The sequence below is a fragment of the Nocardia sp. NPDC050718 genome, from assembly GCF_040654235.1.
GTDB lineage: Bacteria > Actinomycetota > Actinomycetes > Mycobacteriales > Mycobacteriaceae > Nocardia.
Map to the genome: position 1 here is coordinate 110,480 of NZ_JBFAHQ010000011.1, position 14,690 is coordinate 125,169.

Below are 14,690 nucleotides of genomic sequence, written 5' to 3' on the forward strand. Positions count from 1 at the left end.
CCGGCCGGTCCCGTCACGGACCGGCCGGTGCCGTGCCCAGCCATGCCCGCCAGCCCGACCGGAGGAGAATCCGATGACCCACAGCGGAACCAACGAAGGTGCCCTCTGGGGTGGGCGATTCGCGTCCGGCCCGGCCGAGGCGATGGCGGCGCTGAGCAAGTCGACGCACTTCGACTGGGCGCTGGCGCCCTATGACATCCGCGCCTCCAAGGCGCACGCCCGCGTGCTGCACAAGGCCGGGCTGCTCGCCGACGACGACCTGACCGGCATGCTGGCCGGGCTGGACACCCTGGCCGCCGACGTCGCCTCGGGTGCCTTCGGGCCCGCCGAGTCCGACGAGGACGTGCACGGCGCGCTCGAGCGCGGCCTGATCGAGCGGGTCGGCACCGAGCTCGGCGGCAGGCTGCGGGCGGGCCGCTCCCGCAACGACCAGGTGGCCACCCTGTTCCGGATGTGGCTGCGCGACGGTGTGCGCCGCGTCGCCGCCGGCGTGCTCGACGTGGTCGACGCCCTGGTCGCCCAGGCCGCCGCGCACCCGGACGCGGTGATGCCGGGCAAGACCCACCTGCAGGCCGCGCAGCCGGTGCTGCTCGCGCACCACCTGCTCGCGCACGCCCACCCGCTGCTGCGCGACCTGGAACGCCTGCGCGACTTCGACAAGCGCGCGGCGATCTCCCCGTACGGCTCGGGCGCGCTGGCCGGGTCGTCGCTGGGCCTCGACCCCGAGCAGATCGCCGCCGAGCTCGATTTCACCGCGTCGGCAGCCAATTCGATCGACGCGACCTCCGCGCGCGACTTCGCCGCCGAGGCCGCGTTCGTGCTGGCCATGATCGGCGTCGACCTGAGCCGGATGGCCGAAGAGGTCATCATCTGGAGCACGCCGGAATTCGGGTACGTCACCCTCGCCGACGCGTGGTCGACCGGTTCGTCGATCATGCCGCAGAAGAAGAACCCCGACGTCTCCGAGCTGACCCGCGGCAAGGCGGGTCGCCTGATCGGCAACCTGACCGGTCTGCTGGCCACCCTGAAGGCCCAGCCGCTGGCCTACAACCGGGACCTGCAGGAGGACAAGGAACCCCTGTTCGACTCGGTCGCCCAGCTCGAACTGCTGCTGCCCGCCATCGCGGGTCTGGTCGGCACCCTCACCTTCCACACCGACCGGATGGCCGAGCTCGCGCCCGCCGGTTTCACCCTCGCCACCGACATCGCGGAATGGATGGTGCGCCAGGGCGTTCCGTTCCGGGTCGCGCACGAGGCGGCGGGCGCCTGCGTGCGGGCCGCCGAAGCGCGCGGCGTCGGCCTCGACGAACTGACCGACGCGGAATTCGCCGCCGTCGACGCCTCGCTGACCGCGGGCGTGCGCGACGTCCTCACCGTGCAGGGCTCGATCGCCTCCCGCAACGCGCGCGGCGGCACCGCCGGTGTCCGCGTCGCCGAGCAGCTCGACGAGGTCCGTAAGAACGCCGAGGACGCCCGCGCCTGGCTGAGCTGAGCCGGGAGCGGGCTACCGCGCACGGAGTATCCATCGGTGCCCGCTCCATCCCGCGGGGGAGTCCCGGCTCCGTTCCGCTACCTCGACCCCGCGCGCATGGGCGCCTTCGACGACGGCTACGAGACGCTGTCGGACCTGACCGTGATCCCGGCCGGGGTCCTCGGCGTCGCGCTCTCGATGCTGGTGCTGTGGATCCGGCCCCGCGGCGTACCGATCTGGCTGCCGATCCTGACCCTGACGCTGCAACTGTCGGTGTTCGTCACGCGCCTCTGGTGGTGGGGCGCGTGGGCCGAGCAGGTGCGTGACGCGGGCTCGGTGTGGATCGCGGGCGGCCTGCATCCCGCGCGACGGTTACCCTGCGGCCATGACCCTGGTCCTGCTGGCACTGGCCATCGCCTCCGAAGTCACCGCGACGGTGTCGCTGAAACTCTCGGAGGGTTTCACCAAGCTTGTTCCCTCGATCGTCGTGGTCATCGGGTACGGCGCCGCGTTCTACTTCCTGTCCCAGGTGTTGAAGCGGGGGATGGCGATCGGGGTGGCGTACGGAATCTGGTCGGCGGTGGGTGTCGCGGCGATCGCGGCGATCGGGGTGCTGTTCCTGGGGGAGCGGCTCACCCTGGTGCAGGTGGCCGGGATCGGGCTGGTGATTCTCGGGGTGCTCGCGCTGGAACTCGGTGGCGCGCACTGACTTCGGTGCGCTACAGCTCGGCGCGGACGCGGAACCCCGCGTCGCGCAGCGCTTCCAGGACGTCGTCGCGGTGGGCGGGGCCGCGCGTCTCGACCGTGAGCGACACCTCGACCTCGTCGACCTCGAGCCACATCCCGGTGCGCGAGTGGACGATGTCGACCACGCTCGCCCCGGCCCGGCCGACCACCCCGAGCAGCGCCGACAGCGCGCCGGGACGATCGGCGATGGTCACCCGCATGGCCAGGTAGCGGCCCGCCGCGCTGAGGCCGTGCCCGATCACCCGGGTGAGCAGCAGCGGGTCGATATTGCCGCCGGACAGGATGGTCACCACCGGGCCGGGCAGCGCGCGGTCGCGCAGGGGCGACAGCAGCGCGGCCACACCGGCCGCGCCCGCCGGTTCGACGATCAGCTTGGCCCGCTCCAGACACAGCAGCAGCGCCTTCGACAGGGCGTCCTCGTCGACGGTCACGATCTCCCTGACCAGATCCGCGACATGCGCGAACGGCACCGCGCCGGGCAGGCCGACCGCGATACCGTCGGCCATCGTCGCCATCCGCGGCACCCGCACCGGCTTGCCCGCCGCCAGGGAATCCGGCCAGGCCGCGGCCTCGGCCGCCTGCACCCCGATCACCGTGACGTGCGGCGCGAGCGCGGCCAGCGCGACCGCGACACCGGCGAGCAGGCCGCCACCGCCGGTCGGCACGACGACGGTGCCGACCTCGGGCACCTGCTCGAGGATCTCCAGCGCCACCGTCGCCTGCCCGGCCACGATATCGGGGTGGTCGAACGGGTGGATCAGCGTCGCACCGGTGCGCTGGGCGAATTCCTCTGCGGCGAGCAGGGATTCGTCGATGGTGTCACCCACCTGGTGCACCTCGGCCCCGTAGGCGCGGGTCGCCACGAGCTTGGGCAGTGACGCGCCGATCGGCATGAACACCGTCGAGGTGGTGCCGAGTTCGGCCGCCGACCACGCCACCCCCTGCGCGTGATTACCGGCACTGGCCGCGACCACACCCCGCGCCCGCTCGGCCGCGGGGAGATTCGCGATCCGGTTGTAGGCGCCGCGCGGCTTGAACGACCCGGTGCGCTGCAGGTTCTCGCATTTGAGCAGCACCTGCGCACCGGCCCGCTCCGACAGCACCCGCGACCCCACGGTCGGCGTCCGCCGAATCACCGGTGCCAGCAGCCGCGCGGCCGCCTCGATCCGCTCGAGCCCGACGATCTCCATGCGCCGAACGTACCGCCCCGAGCGCCGGCGAGGTCAGAAGGAGTTGATCGCCTCCTGCTCGGTGTCGTAGGCATCGAACACCGTGAGGAGCCCGGTGAGCATGAACAGATCTCGAGCTTGGTCGGTCACGTTGACCAGTTTGAGTTTCCCGCCTTCGCGGGTGACGCTCTTGTAGCTCGATACCAAACCGCCGGCTCCAGCGGAATCGACGCGAGGCACCGCTGCGAGGTTCAGCAGGATCTTTTTCGTCCCGGCGTCGATCAGATTCCGGATCTCCTCCGTGAGCCGAATCTCGCCCATGCCGAGGACGAGGTCGCCGGTCAGATCCAGGATGGTGACGCCGTTGACGCTACGTTCTTTGATCTCCATGGAACCCTCCTCTGTGTGGTGGTACTCCCCGCGCGCCGGAGCGAGGGAGCTTGGTGCGCAGGGTGAGTGTGAACCGCCCGCGCGGACCGTGGGCGGCCTCGAGGGAATCGACGGCTGTGCGCATGAGATGCACACCGCGCCCCGACGCGCGCAGCACTCCCTCGGGGCGGCGCGGATCGGGCACGGTCGCGGGGTCGAATCCCGGTCCCTGGTCGCTGATCTCGATCAGTAGTTCGTCGTCCTCGATATCGAGGACGATCTCGACCGTGGCGTCCGGAGTACCGTCGCCACCGTGTTCGATCGCGTTGACCACCGCTTCGTGTAGTGCCAGCTCGATCGGCCAGACCGCGGACTCGTCGCCCCACAGGCCGTGCAGGATCGGCATGAGCCGGGCGCGCGCTCGCTCGATCTGCTCGATTCGGCTGTCGATCACGACACACAGCGGCAGCCGGGTACCGGCATCGACTCCCGTGGGACGCGTCACCGAAACCGACGCTGAACTCGCTGGTCGTTCGCCATCTGTGCACTCCTCGAATCGAAGGTGTCAGCATCGAGAACAATCAGAAACGCACGCACAAGACTACCGCCCGGGACCTGCTCACAGCCGGTGTTGCCGGTGCGGAGGTGTGGTGTTGTCTCGGGTCTCAGCGGAGCCTGTCGGCCTTCGCGATGTTGTGGGCGGTGGTCCCCAGTCGGGTGAGGCGGGCGTCACCGAGCGGGGTGAGCTTTCCGCCGAGGCGGTTGGTGACGAAGGCGAGGGACAGGCCGGTCTCGGGGTCGGCGAAGGCGCCGGAACCGCCGAGGCCGAAGTGGCCGAAGGCCGAAATCGGGTCGGCCTTGGACGGTTTCATCGGGACGCCGTGGAAACCGAGTGCCCACGGGATGCGGAAGGCCAGTACGTAATCCGGGGTGAAGACCTGGCGGGCGGCGGCGCGGCGGATCGAGCCGGGGTCGAGGACGCGGGTGCCATCGAGTTCGCCACCGTTGGCGAGTGCGGCGTAGACGCGGGCCAGGGCGCGGGCCGAGAAGACGCCGTTCACGCCGGGCATCACCGAATCGTGCACGCGCGGGTCGACGATGAGGTCGGCGAAACCGCGCGGCGTGGTCTCCGCGGCGGCGGCGTACCTGGTGCGGGTGAGCAGATCCGAACCCCGGTCCCACTCCATCCCCGCGGCCCGCAGGCGCGGGAAGGTGGTGGCGATGCGGTGCCGCTCCTCCTTCGGCACCCGGAACCAGAGTTCGTCGGCGCCGAGCGGTTCGGCGAGTTCCGTGCGCACGACGTCGACGAAATCGCGGCCCGTCACCCGGCGCACCAGTTCGGCGGCCAGATGCCCGTAGCTGATCCCGTGATAGCCGCTGGTGACGCGATGCCGGGGATCGGGGGTGGCCGCGGCCAGCGCGGCGGTGACGGCCTCGTCGTCGAGGAAGCGCTCGGCGGGCCCGGGCAGCAGACCGCGCAGCCGGTGCAGGCCGGCCCGATGGGTGAGCACATCGCGGACCGTGATGTGCCCCTTGCCCGCCGCCGCGAACTCGGGCCAGTACTCGGCGACCGCGGTGTCGTAGTCGAGCTGTCCGCGCTCGGCCAACTGGTGGATCACCGTGGAGGCCACGCCTTTTCCGGTGGAGAAGGCCAGCGCCACCGAATCCGAGGCCCAGGGCACCCCGGGGCTCGCGTACCCCGCCCACACATCGACCACCGGTTCGCCGTGCAGGTACACGCACAGCGCGCCACCACCGTGCGACGGCTTGCGGAACAGGCGGTCGAACATCGCGACCAGGCTGACGAAACGGCGATCCACCGACTGCGTTGTCGAAACTCCCATCGTTCGAGCATGCCACCCCGCACACAGGACCGGTCGGTACGGTGATCGTTTCCTGACCGTCACATAGATGACCGCGGGCGCAATACATCGTCCATAGCATGTGGATATGCCCCCGAGACGACGATCGGCGCTGCTCGCGAGGCTCGTGGTGGACGAGCCCGGCCGCCCCCAGGTGATCCTCGGCGAACTACGCCGGGTGATCCTCGACGGCGCCGTGCCGCCGTGCACCGTGATTCCCCTGCGTGAAGTGGCCGTGCTGTTCGGGGTGAGCCACATCCCCGTGCGCGAGGCGCTCAAGACGCTGATCGGCGAGGGACTGGTCACCCACCGCCCGCAGCGCGGCTACCAGGTGGCCCAGCTCACAGCCCGCGAATTGCGTGAGATGTACATCGTGCGCGACACCCTGGAAACCGCCTCGCTCGCGGCCGCGGCGACCAATGCCGGCGAGGCCGAGCGCGCGCACCTGCTCGCGGTGAACGAACTGCTCGAGCGGGCGATCCTCGACGACGACCCCGAGACCTACCAGCGGCAGTCCCGCAGCTTCCATGTCGCGCTGACCCGGCCATCGCGGATGTTCCGACTGCTGCACATGCTCGAATCCGCCTGGAACGTCACCGAACCCGTGCAATCGATGGTCCACATCGACCGGTGCGACCGGGAACGCCTGCACACCGACCACATCGCGATGCTCGACGCGTTCCTGGCCCGCGATGTCGAACGGCTGCTCGCCGCCGCCGAGGAACACCACCGCCGACTGGAATCGGTCATCGCGACCCTGCCCACCGATACCGGATTGCTCGCGCCGGAAGATATATCTTCGGTGCAATAGCCGGGAAATTGTCGGGAAACCGAAGGGCAACTGCTGATACTTACCGTCAGCGAAGCAGATTCACCCTTCGGATGGGAACGACCATGACCGATACCATCACCTCCTCGGCGGGGGTACCCGCCGGTGATCCACCCGCCTACGATCCGCGGCTGACGAACGAGGATCTGGCGCCGCTGCGGAAACAGAGCTGGGGCACCTACAACATCTTCGCGTTCTGGATGTCGGATGTGCACAGTGTCGGCGGATATGTCACGGCCGGTAGCCTTTTCGCGCTCGGCCTGGCGAGCTGGCAGGTGCTGGCGGCATTGCTCATCGGTATCACCATCGTCTATTTCTTCTGCAATCTGGTGGCCAAGCCCAGCCAGGTGACGGGCGTGCCCTATCCGGTGATCTGCCGCAGTGCTTTCGGGGTCCTCGGCGCGAATATCCCGGCGATCATCCGCGGGTTGATCGCGGTCGCCTGGTACGGCATCCAGACCTTCCTCGCCTCGGCGGCGCTGGATGTCGTGCTGGTGAAACTGTTTCCGGGGCTGGCGCCCTACGCCGTCACCGCCGACTACGGTTTCCTGGGGTTGTCGCTGCTCGGCTGGGGGAGCTACCTGCTGCTCTGGGTGGTGCAGGCGTGCGTGTTCTGGCGCGGCATGGATTCGATCCGCAAGTTCATCGATTTCTGTGGTCCCGCCGTGTATGTCGTCATGTTCGTGCTGTGCGGATATCTCATCGCGAAGGCGGGCTGGGGCGCGATCGACCTGAGCCTGGGCGAGGTGAAGTACACCGGCTGGGCATCGGTGCCGGTGATGCTCGGCGCGATCGCGCTGGTGGTGTCCTACTTCTCCGGACCGATGCTGAATTTCGGCGACTTCTCCCGCTACGGCAAGAGTTTCCAGGCCGTGAAGACCGGCAATCTGCTCGGCCTGCCGGTGAATTTCCTGCTGTTCTCGTTGCTGGTGGTGATCACCGCGTCGCTGACGGTGCCGGTCTACGGTGAATTGATCACCGATCCGGTCGCCACCGTCGCCAAGATCGATTCCACGTTCGCGATCGTGCTCGGCGCGCTCACCTTCACCATCGCCACCATCGGCATCAATATCGTCGCGAATTTCATCTCGCCCGCGTTCGATTTCTCGAATGTGAGCCCGCAGCGGATCAGCTGGCGGGCGGGCGGCATGATCGCCGCGGTCGGTTCGGTGTTGATCACGCCGTGGAATCTCTACAACAACCCCGATGTCATCCACTACACGCTCGAGGTGCTCGGCGCCTTCATCGGCCCGCTGTTCGGCGTGCTGATCTGTGACTACTACCTGGTGCGCAAGCAGAAGGTGATCGTCGACGATCTGTTCACGATGTCCGAGCGGGGGGCGTACTGGTACCGCAAGGGCTATCACCCGGCCGCGGTCGTGGCGACGGCCGTCGGTGCCCTCGTCGCGGTGTTCCCGGTGCTGGCCAACAGCCTGCCGGGAATGCACACCGCCGCCCAGTACAGCTGGTTCATCGGTTGCGGTCTCGGTTTCCTCACCTACTATCTGCTGACCGCGGCCAAGCGCGCGGCGGCTACCCAGGAGGTCGGTGCCTGATGCGGATCCGGGTCGTCAACCCGAACACCACCCGGGCGATGACCGAGACGATCGAGCAGTGCGCCCTGGCCGTCGTCGGCCGGGGCACGCTGCTCGACGCGGTCACCTCCGAGACCGGTCCCGTCTCCATCGAGAGCCACTACGACGAGGCGATGAGTGTGCCCGGTCTGCTCGCGGCGATCCGGCAGGGCGAAGCCGACGGCGTGGACGGCTACGTGATCGCCTGCTTCGGTGATCCGGGGCTGGACGCGGCCAGGGAACTGGCGGCGGGTCCGGTGATCGGTATCGCGGAGGCGGCCATGCACACCGCGAGCCACCTCGGCCGGGGGTTCAGTGTGGTGACGACGCTCGGCCGCACCCTCGGTCGCGCCGCCGACCTGGCCGAACGCTATGGGATGGCCCGCTTCTGCCTCGGCATGCACGCCTGCGACCTGCCGGTGCTCGCCCTCGATACCGACCCGGACGCCCGCAAGATCGTCACCGAGGCGTGCCGGACGGCGGTGGCCGCCGACGGCTCCGACGCGGTGGTGCTCGGCTGCGCGGGCATGGCCGACCTGTGCGCGCATATCAGCGCGGAGATCGGTGTCCCGGTGATCGATGGCGTCGCGGCCGCGACCCTGACCGTGCAGTCGCTGATCACGCTCGGGCTGCGCAAGTCGGGCAGGGGAGAGTTCGCCGCGCCGCCACCGAAGCCCTACACCGGGTTGCTGGAATCGTTCGGCTCCTGAGCGCCGGTGCGCCGGGTCAGACGGCGATCGCCTCGGGCGTCAGCGCGCGCAGGACGGCGTCGAGATCGTCGACGTCGACGACCAGCCGGGTGAAATCGGGTCCGTCCAGGTCGATGCGGACAGCGCTGCCGCCGAAGGTGGTGTCCCAGAATTCCTTCCGGCCCTTGCCGCGGTAGACGCCGGCGGCGATGACGCCGGGGATGAAGGTGCCGGGGGCGCGGACCCACGGCGGGCGCAGGTCGACCTCGGCGGGGCGGATGCCGGTGATGGCGGCGCGGTCGATCACGACCTGCTGGCGCAGGGCGAGCAGGCGATGCCCGCCGAGCACATTGACCGTCACCGTGTCGTCGTTGATCTCGACCTCGACCATCGCTACCTCACTCGCCGTCGGTGGAACCGTTCCCTGTTCAGGGTCCGCGCCCGGCCTGGTCGGCGACTGTGGCCAGCCTGTGATTTCACCAAGAACTCATAACATCGGCAGATATAGATATGCGCATCTAACGAATAGGTGCCTCCTCGGTGTGGGTGGACAGCGTGCTGTCAGGGAAAACGGCAAGGAGGGGAGGGGCTAGGCCTGGGTGGCGGTGTGTGCCCGGTCGGCGATCTCGAGCACCTCGGCCAGCCACGGCGTGTACCGCCCCGGATTATCGGCGAGGTCGGCCCGCAGGGCGTCCGGAGCGATCCAGGCCCAGGTGGCGATCTCGGCGGGATCGGGCCGCGGTGGCACATCGCCGGCCACGCCGATCAGGACGTGGTCGTATTCGTGTTCCACCCGGCCGGTCGTCTCGTCGCCCGCGCGGTACCGGAAGGTGCCGACCTCGGTGAGCTCGGCCGCCATGCCGAACTCCTCGCGCAGCCGGATCGCGGCGGCCTCGAGCACCGCCTGACCGGGCGCGGGATGACCGCAGCAGGTGTTGGCCCACTGCAGCGGGAACCGGGTCTTCACCGCGGCGCGCTGCTGGATCAGCACGTGGCCGTGCCGATCGAACAGCAGCACCGAGAAGGCGCGGTGGAGCGTGCCCGGTGGCCGATGAGCATCGGCCACCGAGCACGCTCCGATCGCCAGACCCGCGTCGTCGACCAGTTCCACGGAAAGGGCTTCGCGGTCGGTCGACGGTTCGGCGAGCTGTTCGGTCACCTGGCCACCTTATCGGCGACGATCATCAGGTACTGGAAGCTCCCCTCGCGGTAGGCGGTGAGGAAGGGCTGCTCGACGCCGGTGGCGAGCTCGGAATGGGTGCGCAGCTCCCAGTACGGGATGGTGTCGGGGGTGAGGTCGACCACGGTGGTGGGAATGAGGCCGTTGTCGGACAGGGCCCGGAAATACTCGCTGCGCGGATGGATCATGCAGCCGTAGTGCGCGTCGATCCAGCTCACCGAGGCGGACCGGCCGCCGGTCACGTCATTGGAGCAGCCGGTGATGCAGACGTAGCGGCCGCCGGGTTCCAGGAGCCGGGCGAACTCGTCGAACAGATCGAACAGGTCGACGTACATGGTGGTCTCGTTGGTCCAGATGCCGCGCACCGACTCGTCGGCGAAGCCGGTGTCGAGCATGTTGCGGAAGTGGAACTTGACCCGGTCGGTGACCCCACGCGTCGCGGCCTGGTCGTTGGCGAAGCCCACCTGGCACTCGGAGATGGAGACCCCGTCGACCTGGCAGCCGAAGCGCTCGGCCGCCATGAAGCTGGTGCCGCCGCGACCCGAGCCGCCGTCGACGAGGCGGTCCGCGTTCTGGATCGGCCCGAGGTTGTCGAGCAGGAAGTCGGCCTGGGCGGTCTCGAGCCGGTGCAGTTCCCGCACGATCCGGTCCTGCTTGGTCGCCTCCGGCCCTTCGATGACCGACCAGTCGGGGGCGCCGATGCCGTAGTGGTGGTGGTAGAGACCGTCGACCTCGCCGAGCTTGGTGTTCACCCGATCGTCGTTGGGGTTGTTGTTCCAGTAGGCCGCGACGGAGCGCTGGTACGTGGTGCGCAGGACGGTGCGGTCGGTCTGGGGGTTCGCGATGGTCATCGGTCGTCCTCTCCTGGAGCGATGTCGTGGTAGCGGCGGCTGCCGGCGTGCCAGGCGCGGTTGCCACCCATCCAGGCCCACAGGCCGGCCAGGAATCGGCGCAGCTGGGGTGAGCCCGCGGCGGCGAGCGGGGCCGCTTCCCGTTCGAAGCGGTGCATGAGCTCGTCGTGGATCTGTGCGGTTCGCAGGACCGCGTCGGCGCGGCCGCAGCCCTCCTCGGCGGCCAGGACCGTCGGCAGGTTGAACTCCCTGCCGCCGGAAAGGTCCTCGCGCGCCATCGAATACAGGTCGTTCACCATCTGGGCGGCCAGCGCGGCCGTGGTGGTGACCCGTCGGACGGCCGGATCGGTGTACTCGGGGGCCCCGAGCTCGTAGCCCCCGACGACGTCGATCGGCGCCATACACGGCAGGAAGCTGTGCGGCTGCCGGTTGGTGAGGTACTCCCAGACCGGTGGCATCCGGTCCGCGGCGCGCCAGCCGGCCTCGGCGCCGAGCGCGATGAACCAGCCCGCGATCTCGGTGCGTAACCTGGCCAGCTGCGCCGGGCTCGCGTACCCCGCCAGGCACGCGAAGGAGGTGCGGAACGCGCGCAGGATCGGGTCAGCCTGCATGGCCTGTTCGAGCCGGGGCGCGTACCGCGCGGGCAGGTGCGCCGGGTCCATCGCGGCCGCGGCGAGCTCGAGCCGGGGGCCGAGTTCGGCGGCGGCGCTGGACGGGGTGCCGTCGGGTGCGGTGTCGCCAGGGGCGTCCTCCTCGCAGTAGTAGTCGTCGACCGACCATTCGGCGACCGCGCAGCGGGCGGCGCCGAGGAGCAGGTCGGGGTCGTCGCAATCGGGGTGGGCGAGCATGATCAGCCGGCCGAAGTCGGCCTTGCCGAGTTCGTCGAGTCGTCCCTCGTAGAGACCGATCTCGGCGGCCCAGGCGAGCAGGCCGACATTGACGGCCTCGGCCAGCGCGGGATCGTCACGTTCGGGTGGCGGACAGTAGAGAGGCGGAATCTTCTGCGGTGCACCGTTCTTCGTCTCGGTAGGCGCCGGTTCCTGCTCGGTGCTGCGCCACAGACTGGTGGTGCCGAGACCGGTAGGACCGGGTAGCCGGCGCGGGCCGACCGATCGCGGCGCAGACGGCGAAACCCGATGGGGGAGAGTGGATGCCGAGGTGCCGAGCCGGGCGAACAGGACCGCGGGTGCCGTCGCGTCGTGCAGCAGGGCGGCCACCGTGGCCGCGAGTTCGGTGCTCGCGTGCGGCGCCGCCGCCCTGGTGAGGATCGACACGGCGCGCGCCGCTCAGTCGGCCCGGCGCGCGACGAGGACGTCGTCGAGAACGCCGAGCGCGTCGGGGACCAGGACGGCGGCCGAGTAGTAGCAGCTCACCAGGTAGGACATGATCGACTGGTCGTCGATCTGCTTGAACCGGACGTTGAGGCTCGGCTCGTACTCGTCGGGGATGCCGGTCTGGTGCAGGCCGACCACGCCCTGGTCCTTCTCCCCGATACGCATCGCCATGATCGAGGTGGTCTGCGTGGCGCTGACGGGGATCTTGCCGCACGGCAGGATCGGTACGCCGCGCCAGCCGGGGACGCGGTGGCCCTGGAACTCCACCGGGTCGGGATACAGTCCGCGGCGCGAACATTCGCGACCGAACGCCGCGATCGCCTTCGGGTGCGCGAGGAAGAACTTGGTGCCGCGGCGCATGCTCAGCAGTTCGTCCATGTCGTCGGGGGTCGGCGCGCCGGACTCGGTGGTGATGCGCTGCTTGAGGTCGCAGTTGTGCAGCAGGCCGAACTCCGGATTGTTCACCAGGTCGTGCTCGCGGCGTTCGTAGAGCGCCTCGACGGTCAGGCGCAACTGCTGGTCGACCTGGTTCATCGGGTCGTTGAACAGATCAGCGACGCGGGTGTGGATCCGCAACACGCTCTGCGCCAGGCTGAGCTCGTATTCCCGGGGACTCGCGTCGTAGTCGACGAAGGTGCCCTCGAGCAGGGGCTCCCCGGAGTGGCCCGAGGAGATCTCGATATCGGCCTCCCCCTTGGAATTCTGCGTCCGCTGCGGCGCCCGGGCGGCGTCGGAGCGAATGCGGGCGAGGTCGGGATTCATTTCCAGGAATTGCTCGAACGATTGTCTGGGCAGACACAGAATTGTCGTTCTGGTCACCGTTTTCACGGTGTCCGGCCAAATGGCCGAAGGGTCGGTGAGCATGTCCTCGCCGTAGTAGTCACCGCCCGACAGCATGCCGAGTTTGGTCGACTCGCCGTATTCACCGGAGCCGATCCTGGCGAGTTTCCCGTGGACGACCAGGATCACCTGATCCATGGGATTACCGAATTCTGCGACGACGGCACCGGGATCGAGATCGTACTGGACGAAATTGTCGGCCAGCGGGCGCAGGATCAGCTCGTCGTCGACATCGCGCAGCGCGGGCAGTTCGCGCAATTCCTGGGGGATCACCCTGGCACGCGCACCGTCGACGACGAACTCGACCTCGCCGTTGCCGACGGTGTGGGTGAGTCGCCGGTTGACGCGGTAGATACCGCCCGCGACCTGCACCCACGGCAGCGCGCGGGACAGCCACCGGGAGCTGATGCCCTGCATCTGCGGCTCGGATTTGGTGGTGTGCGCCAGCTGATGCGCCGCGGTAGTGCTGAGGCTCTTGCGGACGGAATTGTCTGTGGGCAGCGGCATTTCGATGGTCATGGAGATCCTCACCTCGAGACGGAAATCGGCACGGCCGATCGGCCTGTGTGGCGCGACAGTGCGCGGCAGGCTGGGGGTGGGTAACGATGCGAATCGAATGGTCCTGCGCGGGTGAAACCGGGCGTGTGAAACGGTGTTACACGAAAGTGGATGCGTGTCAGTGCGTTCCGGACGAGTTCGATGGTAGGTGGTCGATGGTGCCGCGCGCGAGCTATTCGGGAAAACATGGCTGTGACCGGGAGATCCCTTGCGCGGTAGGCGATTGCGGGCCGCGAGATGTCCTGGGATGAATCGCGGATCGATGCCGGAATCGGATCCGGACTCGTTATCGTCGGATCATGTTCACCTGGATATACGAGCTACCGATCTGGCTGGACTTCCTTCTCATCACCGGCACGGCCGTCGGGCTCACCGTGACCGGGATCCTGCTCAGCAGAGCGGCGGTGCAGCGCGCGTTCGGGCCCGAACCCGGCTGGAACGAAACCGTCACGATGGTGCTCACCGTCGGCGGGGTGTTCTACGGGTTGCTGCTCGGGCTCATCGCGGCGGCCACCTACGAGTCCTACGACGTGGCGCAGAGCCGGGTCGCGGACGAGGCCGCGGCGGTCGGCACGCTCTACCGGGAGGTGAGCGCCTATCCGGAGCCGTATCGGGAGTTGCTGCGCGAGGATCTCGCCGACTACACCCGCGATGTGCTCGACGTGGTCTGGCCCGCGCTGCGGGAGGGCGAGGAGCCGATGGGCGGCACCGCGCTGGTGACCAGGTTCCAGGGGCACCTGCTCGAATTCCGGCCGTCCAACAGCGCCGAGGAGATCGTGCACGCCGCCACCATCGACCAGTTCGCCCGCTTCGATTCCGACCGCAGGCACCGGATCAATGCCACCAAAGGCGGCATTCCGGACGTGCTCTGGTGGACGATCCTGGTCGGCGGCGCGGTGAACCTGGTGCTGCTGTGCCTGTTCAGCCTCGGCAAACACGCGCATCTGGTGCTCGGTGGCTTGTTCGCGTTCTTCCTCGGCGCGATGATCTTCCTGATCGCCGCGCTGGACTATCCGTTCCGCGGCGATCTCAGTGTGAGCAGCGAGCCGTTCGACAGTGTCTACGTCAACGTGATGGGCCGCTGAACTGCCACGGTGTGACCCGAATCGCCGCAACATGCGGCCTGTCACAGCCGACACATAATGGAGGTCCGGTGTGGTTAGCTCATATGAGCACATCGGGGTGTGTGAGGTGTGTCACTTTCAGCAGGGTAGGCC

The 14,690-nt window shown here is 68.7% G+C and carries 15 protein-coding genes; 6 read left to right on the plus strand and 9 right to left on the minus strand.

Annotated features, from left to right (window positions below; translation table 11 throughout):
* Positions 1 to 73 precede the first annotated feature (73 nt).
* Positions 74 to 1,492, plus strand: a complete 1,419-nt coding sequence (argH, locus tag AB0H54_RS31880) for an argininosuccinate lyase (RefSeq protein ID WP_357350508.1) — start codon at positions 74 to 76, stop codon at positions 1,490 to 1,492.
* A 364-nt stretch (positions 1,493 to 1,856) separates the two neighbouring features.
* Positions 1,857 to 2,180 carry a multidrug efflux SMR transporter gene (locus AB0H54_RS31885; protein WP_357350510.1) on the plus strand — a complete coding sequence of 108 codons (324 nt, stop codon included), beginning with the start codon at positions 1,857 to 1,859 and terminating at the stop codon, positions 2,178 to 2,180.
* Between the two features lie 10 nt (positions 2,181 to 2,190).
* On the opposite strand, the gene ilvA is transcribed toward AB0H54_RS31885, so the two are convergent.
* The 4 genes from ilvA to AB0H54_RS31905 form a co-directional block, all read right to left on the minus strand.
* Entirely contained in the window at positions 2,191 to 3,408 is a 1,218-nt protein-coding gene (gene ilvA / locus AB0H54_RS31890) for a threonine ammonia-lyase (RefSeq protein ID WP_357350512.1), read from the minus strand.
* A gap of 33 nt (positions 3,409 to 3,441) precedes the next feature.
* Positions 3,442 to 3,777 (minus strand): STAS domain-containing protein, encoded by a 336-nt coding sequence (locus AB0H54_RS31895; RefSeq protein WP_355281752.1) that lies wholly within the window; start codon positions 3,775 to 3,777, stop codon positions 3,442 to 3,444.
* Entirely contained in the window at positions 3,758 to 4,261 is a 504-nt protein-coding gene (locus AB0H54_RS31900; RefSeq protein WP_357350514.1) for an ATP-binding protein, read from the minus strand. Before AB0H54_RS31900 ends, AB0H54_RS31895 begins: the two co-directional genes overlap by 20 nt.
* A gap of 160 nt (positions 4,262 to 4,421) precedes the next feature.
* On the minus strand, positions 4,422 to 5,600 hold the full coding sequence (locus AB0H54_RS31905; protein WP_357350516.1) for a serine hydrolase domain-containing protein: 1,179 nt from the start codon (positions 5,598 to 5,600) through the stop codon (positions 4,422 to 4,424).
* Positions 5,601 to 5,706: 106 nt separating this feature from the next.
* On the opposite strand from AB0H54_RS31905, the gene AB0H54_RS31910 reads away from it, so the two are divergent.
* From AB0H54_RS31910 to AB0H54_RS31920, 3 genes are all read left to right on the plus strand, one after another.
* Positions 5,707 to 6,429: a GntR family transcriptional regulator gene (locus tag AB0H54_RS31910; protein ID WP_355281760.1), complete on the plus strand. Its 723-nt coding sequence runs from the start codon at positions 5,707 to 5,709 to the stop codon at positions 6,427 to 6,429.
* Between the two features lie 83 nt (positions 6,430 to 6,512).
* A complete protein-coding gene (locus AB0H54_RS31915; protein ID WP_355281763.1) occupies positions 6,513 to 8,003 on the plus strand; it encodes an NCS1 family nucleobase:cation symporter-1 in 1,491 nt (496 codons plus the stop codon).
* Entirely contained in the window at positions 8,003 to 8,731 is a 729-nt protein-coding gene (locus AB0H54_RS31920) for an aspartate/glutamate racemase family protein (protein ID WP_357350519.1), read from the plus strand. The genes AB0H54_RS31915 and AB0H54_RS31920 overlap by 1 nt, the downstream gene beginning before the upstream one ends.
* Before the next feature lie 16 nt (positions 8,732 to 8,747).
* Here the strand turns inward: AB0H54_RS31920 and AB0H54_RS31925 are convergent, their stop codons facing one another.
* The 5 genes from AB0H54_RS31925 to AB0H54_RS31945 all read right to left on the minus strand — a co-directional run bounded on the left by AB0H54_RS31925 (position 8,748) and on the right by AB0H54_RS31945 (position 13,434).
* Positions 8,748 to 9,101, minus strand: a complete 354-nt coding sequence (locus AB0H54_RS31925) for a hypothetical protein (RefSeq protein ID WP_355281768.1) — start codon at positions 9,099 to 9,101, stop codon at positions 8,748 to 8,750.
* A 198-nt stretch (positions 9,102 to 9,299) separates the two neighbouring features.
* A complete protein-coding gene (idi, locus tag AB0H54_RS31930; RefSeq protein WP_357350521.1) occupies positions 9,300 to 9,869 on the minus strand; it encodes an isopentenyl-diphosphate Delta-isomerase in 570 nt (189 codons plus the stop codon).
* Positions 9,866 to 10,741 carry a geranyl diphosphate 2-C-methyltransferase gene (locus tag AB0H54_RS31935; protein WP_357350523.1) on the minus strand — a complete coding sequence of 292 codons (876 nt, stop codon included), beginning with the start codon at positions 10,739 to 10,741 and terminating at the stop codon, positions 9,866 to 9,868. Before AB0H54_RS31935 ends, idi begins: the two co-directional genes overlap by 4 nt.
* Complete coding sequence (locus AB0H54_RS31940; protein ID WP_357350525.1) at positions 10,738 to 12,015, minus strand: family 2 encapsulin nanocompartment cargo protein terpene cyclase; 1,278 nt, start codon at positions 12,013 to 12,015, stop codon at positions 10,738 to 10,740. The genes AB0H54_RS31935 and AB0H54_RS31940 overlap by 4 nt, the downstream gene beginning before the upstream one ends.
* Before the next feature lie 12 nt (positions 12,016 to 12,027).
* Positions 12,028 to 13,434, minus strand: coding sequence for a family 2B encapsulin nanocompartment shell protein (locus AB0H54_RS31945; RefSeq protein ID WP_355281779.1), 1,407 nt, complete (start codon positions 13,432 to 13,434; stop codon positions 12,028 to 12,030).
* Positions 13,435 to 13,772: 338 nt separating this feature from the next.
* Between AB0H54_RS31945 and AB0H54_RS31950 the strand changes: the two genes are divergently transcribed.
* Positions 13,773 to 14,558 carry a hypothetical protein gene (locus AB0H54_RS31950; RefSeq protein ID WP_357350528.1) on the plus strand — a complete coding sequence of 262 codons (786 nt, stop codon included), beginning with the start codon at positions 13,773 to 13,775 and terminating at the stop codon, positions 14,556 to 14,558.
* Positions 14,559 to 14,690 lie beyond the last annotated feature (132 nt).

Coding starts and splice junctions, on each gene's coding strand:
- argH (WP_357350508.1), top strand. CDS start 74: ATGACCCACAGCGGAACCAACGAAGGTGCCCTCTGGGGTGGGCGATTC.
- AB0H54_RS31885 (WP_357350510.1), top strand. CDS start 1,857: ATGACCCTGGTCCTGCTGGCACTGGCCATCGCCTCCGAAGTCACCGCG.
- ilvA (WP_357350512.1), bottom strand. CDS start 3,408: ATGGAGATCGTCGGGCTCGAGCGGATCGAGGCGGCCGCGCGGCTGCTG.
- AB0H54_RS31895 (WP_355281752.1), bottom strand. CDS start 3,777: ATGGAGATCAAAGAACGTAGCGTCAACGGCGTCACCATCCTGGATCTG.
- AB0H54_RS31905 (WP_357350516.1), bottom strand. CDS start 5,600: ATGGGAGTTTCGACAACGCAGTCGGTGGATCGCCGTTTCGTCAGCCTG.
- AB0H54_RS31910 (WP_355281760.1), top strand. CDS start 5,707: ATGCCCCCGAGACGACGATCGGCGCTGCTCGCGAGGCTCGTGGTGGAC.
- AB0H54_RS31915 (WP_355281763.1), top strand. CDS start 6,513: ATGACCGATACCATCACCTCCTCGGCGGGGGTACCCGCCGGTGATCCA.
- AB0H54_RS31920 (WP_357350519.1), top strand. CDS start 8,003: ATGCGGATCCGGGTCGTCAACCCGAACACCACCCGGGCGATGACCGAG.
- AB0H54_RS31925 (WP_355281768.1), bottom strand. CDS start 9,101: ATGGTCGAGGTCGAGATCAACGACGACACGGTGACGGTCAATGTGCTC.
- AB0H54_RS31935 (WP_357350523.1), bottom strand. CDS start 10,741: ATGACCATCGCGAACCCCCAGACCGACCGCACCGTCCTGCGCACCACG.
- AB0H54_RS31945 (WP_355281779.1), bottom strand. CDS start 13,434: ATGACCATCGAAATGCCGCTGCCCACAGACAATTCCGTCCGCAAGAGC.
- AB0H54_RS31950 (WP_357350528.1), top strand. CDS start 13,773: ATGTTCACCTGGATATACGAGCTACCGATCTGGCTGGACTTCCTTCTC.